This window comes from Flavobacteriales bacterium (assembly GCA_013001705.1).
In the GTDB taxonomy this organism is placed as follows: Bacteria; Bacteroidota; Bacteroidia; order Flavobacteriales_D; family JABDKJ01; genus JABDLZ01.
The window spans coordinates 1-6,429 of record JABDLZ010000290.1 but is presented as its reverse complement, the minus strand read 5'-3'; the positions used below and the strand labels follow the sequence as shown (position 1 = coordinate 6,429).

Annotated in this window: 4 protein-coding genes; 2 read left to right on the top strand and 2 right to left on the bottom strand. The window is 48.0% G+C overall.

Translation table 11 applies throughout. The annotated features are described in order from the left end of the window. Positions 1–3,037, bottom strand: a 3,037-nt coding sequence (locus HKN79_11475; GenBank protein ID NNC84187.1) for a VCBS repeat-containing protein, incomplete at its 3' end; no start/stop codon positions are given. A 261-nt stretch (positions 3,038–3,298) separates the two neighbouring features. Here HKN79_11475 and HKN79_11470 point away from each other — a divergent pair. Further along, positions 3,299–5,248, top strand: a complete 1,950-nt coding sequence (locus tag HKN79_11470) for a PAS domain-containing protein (protein NNC84186.1) — start codon at positions 3,299–3,301, stop codon at positions 5,246–5,248. A 1-nt stretch (position 5,249) separates the two neighbouring features. Further along, positions 5,250–5,615 (top strand): response regulator, encoded by a 366-nt coding sequence (locus HKN79_11465; GenBank protein ID NNC84185.1) that lies wholly within the window; start codon positions 5,250–5,252, stop codon positions 5,613–5,615. Between the two features lie 3 nt (positions 5,616–5,618). Here HKN79_11465 and HKN79_11460 read toward each other — a convergent pair whose 3' ends face one another. Further along, positions 5,619–6,356, bottom strand: a complete 738-nt coding sequence (locus tag HKN79_11460; protein ID NNC84184.1) for a DUF3667 domain-containing protein — start codon at positions 6,354–6,356, stop codon at positions 5,619–5,621. Positions 6,357–6,429 lie beyond the last annotated feature (73 nt).

Here is a 6,429-nt window from a genome sequence, read left to right as displayed (position 1 = left end):
GGACATAGTGCTGTTCAGTATATCCTTCAGGAAAGACCTGTTTATCATTGGGGTCATAGGCACAGGTGAGTTCTTGATGGAAATCACCTGTCAAAGTTGCCACCTCCACATCTGAGGAATAGGCAGTCACTGAATAGAAGATGGTCAATGTATCCCCTAGGAACTCGGCCGTGGGAGTGCTGAGATAGAAAGAGAAACATGCATTCTCACCAGGATTCAAACTGTCCAAAGAAAAGTGGATCACTCCACCCATTAAGGAGTCAATGGGGTCGATGGCAATGAATTCTTGGTATAGCTCATCTATCGTCAGTGCTATGTCTGTATTGATCTGATTATTTCCAAGATTCTGAATACAGAGATCATGGATCACCAATGAATCACACGGATATTCGCTGAATTCAGCAAACAATTCAGCGCTGATCTCTGCTAGAGGAGTCTCATTGCTCAGACCGAAGAATATCTCTTGGTTCCAATTGTCTTGATCGGCTGAGAAATCAAGTGAACTCGGGGTGGTATAGAAGGGAAAGAGTGGATGGGCTTGGACCTCATATGTATAATCATTACTGCCCGTTGCATTGGAGTAGAACAGACCATTGGAGTTGGTCAGATATGTCTGATTACTCTGAAGTAAGGAAACTTCATGCTGAGCAATGCCATATTCATCATCGTCCATCACTCCGTTCTCATTCTCATCATAAAAGACTATGCCATGCAAGAGGAACCCACAGGAGCCATCATTGCAGGCGGCATCAGGATCATAGTTCTCGGCTCCTAGGATAGCACAGCCAGATTCGATTATGCAGCTTCCATCGTCAAATGTGGCATCAGGATCATAGTTGGATGCCAAGGGGTCTGTGCAGCCAACGATATATTGGCAGGAGCCATTATCACAAGTTGCCGCTTCATCAAAATTCAATGCCTGAGGATCTGTACATCCGCATGAATTGTAGCAGCAGCCTGTATCGACTATTGCATTCGGATCATAATTGCATGCATCAGGATCCATACATCCTTCATTCAGGTGATTCTCGAAATAAGAGACGAATCCTAACAGACTCCTGGCCAGGATCAGGTCCAGATCGCCATCGCCATCCCTATCCGAAGCCAGAATATCCTGTATCTGATAGTTCTCGTTGCTCAGGACCTTCTGAGCAAATCCTGCTGACCCGTTATTGTATAACAGGACCAGATTAGAGACCGCCCCAATGGCTATATCCTCATCCCCATCTTGATCGAAGTCCCCCGAATCCAAGCACCATGGATTATTGATGCCGCAGGTGATCAGGTGAGAGTCAAAATAATTGCCCTCTCCATCGTTCTCGTAGTATAAAATGCTTGCCACCGGGCTCAAACTCGGGTCGGTGAGACAAAGGATATCCTGATCTCCATCTCCATCCACATCTGCCAGGTCTATGTCCCTCGGTCCTGTGGACTCTTGCAGCCATGCCTGTTGAGGTCCGAATTCCAGCCCCCCAAGATTCTCATAGGTAGAGAGCATGATCGGGAACACATCACCAACGATCAAATCGTCATCTCCATCGCCATCGATGTCTGCCAGGTGAAGTGATATGAGTTTATCTACATCTGTCACTACATCTTCCCACGGACCCAATACTCCTCCTCCCAGATTTTCTTTAATCCGGATAGTCGTATTGTGATTAAGGATCAAGTCGAGGTCACCGTCCCCATCAAGGTCATTGAATGCCGTACCCATATAGCTCCCGGGATCGGTCATGGTGAATTCGAGCTCGAAGTTCTCCTCACCATCATTTATCAGCATCCGCGAACCATTATTCACCGAATAGCAGATGTCCGTGTCACCATCCTGATCGACATCTCCTGCATCGACACCTACTGTTAGACTGGAATAACCCAAAACTCCCAGATTGCTGACACCGTAACTGCTATTCTCTTCATTCTCGAGCCAATTCAACTCGAAGAACCCTCCTACCAAGATGTCATTGAATGAATCATCATTCACATCAGAATCGGTCAATTGTCCCGGATATGGAATCTCTGGAGTGATCACCGGCAATGCATCGAATCCTCCTGTACCATCATTGACGGCCATATAGACCATTCTGTCATCTGCGTATAGAATATCGACTGATCCATCGCTACTGAAGTCGGCCGCTCGAAGTACCCATGGGAATTTACCGTTGGTAGGAGGAGGAGTTCCTCCAACACCATAGTCTCCTGTACCATCGTTGAGGTACCACTTGCTGAAATTGCTGCTTCTACTGGTCGCCACCACATCCGGGTCACCATCCTGATCGAAATCGGCTATTTCCAATTGATCGACTGAATAGGCTGAATCATCAAGGAGGTGTGACGTAGCGAATGTGCCGTTCTCCTGTTCGATCCAAATGATCTTACTCTGGTATCTGGAGCAAAGTGCGATGTCCAGGTCTCCATCCATGTCTATATCGGCTATTTCAAAATCTTCTAGCCCTTCTGTTCCTGACCAGATGGATTCAGGGTCAGAGAACACGGGCCCAGTATTCTGCAGGTAGAAGATCTCATCAAGTCCTATATCCAAATAGAGCAGGTCCAAAATGTCATCATCATTCAGGTCGGCAGCTCTAATCTGATCCGGAAGACCATTACTCACTGAATAGCCCTCAGGCAGAGCAAAGTCTCCATTGCCCTCGTTCTCTATCCATCCTATTTCTGCACTATTCATACTGCAATAGATGAGGTCATCGTCACCATCGCCATTTATGTCGGCAATTTGCAGATCTGTTATGCGTGATCCGACTTCAGCTATGACCTCCAATGCACCGAAGATGAAAGAGCCGGCATTGATCAGTTGATAGACTTTACCTTGATCTGTATCAGCTACGACAATATCCCTATCCCCGTCCGCATCCATGTCAAGTACCGTGAAATCGGTGATGAATTGAAATTCACCAGAGAGTACTAAGGGTCCACCAAAGCTCTCTCCTCCTTGATTCATGAAGCAGACAATGGATGTATCCCCTGATTCGATTATGACCTCTTTGGGACCGAATGCGGCATTCAGGTCGGCAGCCTCCATAGATCTGATATTACTATGAAAGAAGTTCAATGGAACCTCAGGGCTTGTAAATTGAGCTGCTATCGAGCTCCCGATAAGCAAGAATCCCAGACAGATGACAAGTCGAATCGCATGAAGCATAGCATACTAAGCTAGCGAATTAGCCGAAAGGGAATCTCCAAGAAGTCTATTTGACTATGATCTGAAGTGTATCACTTTATGCAGGATTACTGAAGATATCTTAAGATTTCGTTCTTTAACAGTCTCCAATCCGTTCGATCGGTGAAGAACTTCGTGCCACATACCGGAGAGATGGGTCAATTGATCATGGCCAAGGATTGGAGTACCACTACGATCGGTCCTATGAAGGATTGGCCGGCCACCTTGAAGGTCGTACTTGGAACCATGCTTCATTCCCGCTTCCCTGGATTCCTCTTCTGGGGAGATGATCTGACCTGTTTCTACAACGATGCCTACCGCCCCAGTCTTGGAAAAGAAGGTAAGCATCCAGACATGCTGGGCATGAAGGGCGAGGAGGCTTGGCCTGAGATATGGGATACCATCAAGCCGCTGATCGATCAAGTGCTCAGTGGAGAAGGCGCCTGCTATTTCGAGGATATGCTGGTCCCCATCTATCGGAATGGGCAGATCGAAGATGTCTATTGGACCTTCAGTTATAGTCCGGCCTTTGATGAACAGGGTGCCATTGCCGGTGTGCTCGTCACCTGTGTGGAGACCACAGATAAGGTCATCATGCGCAAAGGGCAGGAAGAATTATCTGCACATCTTACCCGTGTACTGAAACAGGCCCCTGTTGCAATCACCTATTGCATCGGGCCTGATCACTTGCTGAGTGTGATGAACCAGATGGCGCTGGATCTGGTGGAAAAACAAGAAGGTGAAGTGCTCGGACGGCCGATGTTCGAGATATTCCCGGAATTGATAGATCAGGGTCTCAAGCAGCTCATGGACAATGTATATCAGAGCAAGAAGTCCTTCTCGGCCCAAGAGATGCCCGTCACCCTATCCATCAATGATGAGATGACCACTCTTTATCTGAACTTCATCTATGAGCCCGTATTCGGACCGGATGGAGAAGTTGAGGGTGTGATAGCTGTGGGGACCGATGTGTCCGAATCCGTCCAAGCGCGGAGAGAGTTGCATGATGCTTTTGAGAAGATCGAAGAAAGCGAGCGGCAGTTCAAACTATTGGCAGACAGTATGCCTCAGTTCGTATGGGCTGCCGGACCCGATGGTCGTTTGCATTATTTCAATCAGGCCGTCTTCGACTATTCGGGTCTGACCTACGAACAGATAGAAGGAGAGGATTGGCTGCAGATCGTACATCCCGATGATCAAGCTGAAAATGTGAGGCTATGGACAGAGTCCATCACTACCGGAAAGGATTTCATCATCGAGCACCGATTCAGACGTTACGATGGACAATACCGTTGGCAGCTCAGTCGTGCCACACCGGAGAAAGATGATGAAGGCAACATACGCATGTGGATCGGGACCAGTACGGACATCCAGCAGATAAAGGAGGCCGAAATGGAGAAGGATGTGTTCATCGGCATGGCCAGTCATGAACTCAAGACCCCGCTGACCTCCATCAAGGGCTATGTGGACATATTGAGAGGTATGTACGAGGATTCGGATGATGCATTTCTCAACGACTCACTGTCGACCATCAACAGACAAGTGGCTACCTTGGTCAGTCTCATTACCGACATGCTTGACTTGTCCAAGATGAAATCCGGGACCTTGATCCTGAACAAGGAGAAGTTCTGTATGAATCATATGATCGATAAGGTCTTAGAGGAGATACGTTATTCCAACCCCAACAATCGGATCGTATATTCTTCATCAGAGGAACTGAAGATATTCGGAGATGAGACCCGTATCTCCCAAGTCCTTGTCAACTTTCTGACCAACGCCATCAAATACACCCCCGATGAGAGCGATATCCATGTGGAGATGAAGCGTTTAGAAGATTTCGTGATGGTCTCTGTCACCGATAAGGGCATCGGAATCAGCAAGGAGGATCAAGAGCGCATCTTCGACAGATTCTACAGAGTGGAGGGGAAGAATGAAGGAACCTACCCAGGGTTCGGTATCGGATTGTACATCGCAGCAGATATCATACGGAGACATGGAGGAGAAATAGGGGTCGATAGTCGATTGAAAAAAGGCTCTACTTTCTATTTCAAAATACCCATACAGGCCCAGTAGAATGGCTCAGAAGCGCATACTTATCATCGATGACAATCAGGACATCCTGACCATGTTGGAGAAGATGCTCGGACTGAAAGGCTACGATGTGATCACCCACACCCATGGAGAAGAGGTCATCGACCTATTGAAGACAGAGAGCCCCCGGGCTTTGATCATGGACATGCTGCTATCCGGCATGGATGGTAGGGACCTGTGTCGCAAGATCAAGCAAGATGAATCGGTTCGCCATGTACCGGTCATTCTATTCACGGCCCACCCCAATGCCGCGCAATCCTGCTTGGATAGTGGAGCAGACCATTTCTTGGAGAAGCCTTTCGATATGAAGCGACTACTCGGACTTTTGGAAGAGATCACCTCGGCCTGACCGCTATCCGAAATGGCTGAACCAGCTGATCAGCACTACATTCAGCAAAATGACATAGACCACGAATGAGATCAACGTGAGCACAAAGGCACGCACCCCTCTCCACCAGCCTCCACCATGTAACTTCAGTATGGCATATGTCATATATGTGAACAGGATCACATATACGCTCATTTGAAATCGAGGGTCCACCTTGGTCAAAGGAATCACCAGTGTGCTTAAGAAGATGTACTGTGCGATCAAGAAGATATAGGCCGTCACCCGTTCGGCCATATTCAGCCCGCTCTTCCAAAAGAACAGCCTATCCAACAAGGAGATGAGCAAGATCCAAACCGGTAGGATATAGTTCACATTCTTGGCCATCCAATACGAAGCTTGACGGCCCACTGGTGTCATGTGGTCGTTTCCCCCTGTAGAGTCGATCATCGCCTGGATAGGGTCATAGCCCACCACATATCCGAGCAATAGATGTGTGGCTACAGCCAATATGTAGTAGGGGACAGGCTTGTAATAGGACTTGCGTTTGCCTCCTAGGAATTCAGATATCATGGCCCCGGGCCGGGTCAGGAGTCCTTTGAAGGTCTGGTAGAGCGGAGCCTCCAGATTGAAGACTGTACTGCTTATTTGAGAGCCTATCTCCCTGAAACTCAACCGGGAGACCGATGCCCGCTGACCACAGCTAGGGCAGAAGTCCCCATCACGCTTCACGCCACAGTTCAAGCACCCCTTTTGTTGGTCCATCGTCATTTCGGTGGATTGAAAATAACCTTTTGGCCTCTTTTCTCCTTTTCTTCGCAGCGCATGTCCCAAACCT

Bases quoted from the DNA above. Each gene is read 5' to 3' on its own strand.
- HKN79_11465 (NNC84185.1), top strand. From the start codon at position 5,250: ATGGCTCAGAAGCGCATACTTATCATCGATGACAATCAGGACATCCTG.
- HKN79_11460 (NNC84184.1), bottom strand. From the start codon at position 6,356: ATGGACCAACAAAAGGGGTGCTTGAACTGTGGCGTGAAGCGTGATGGG.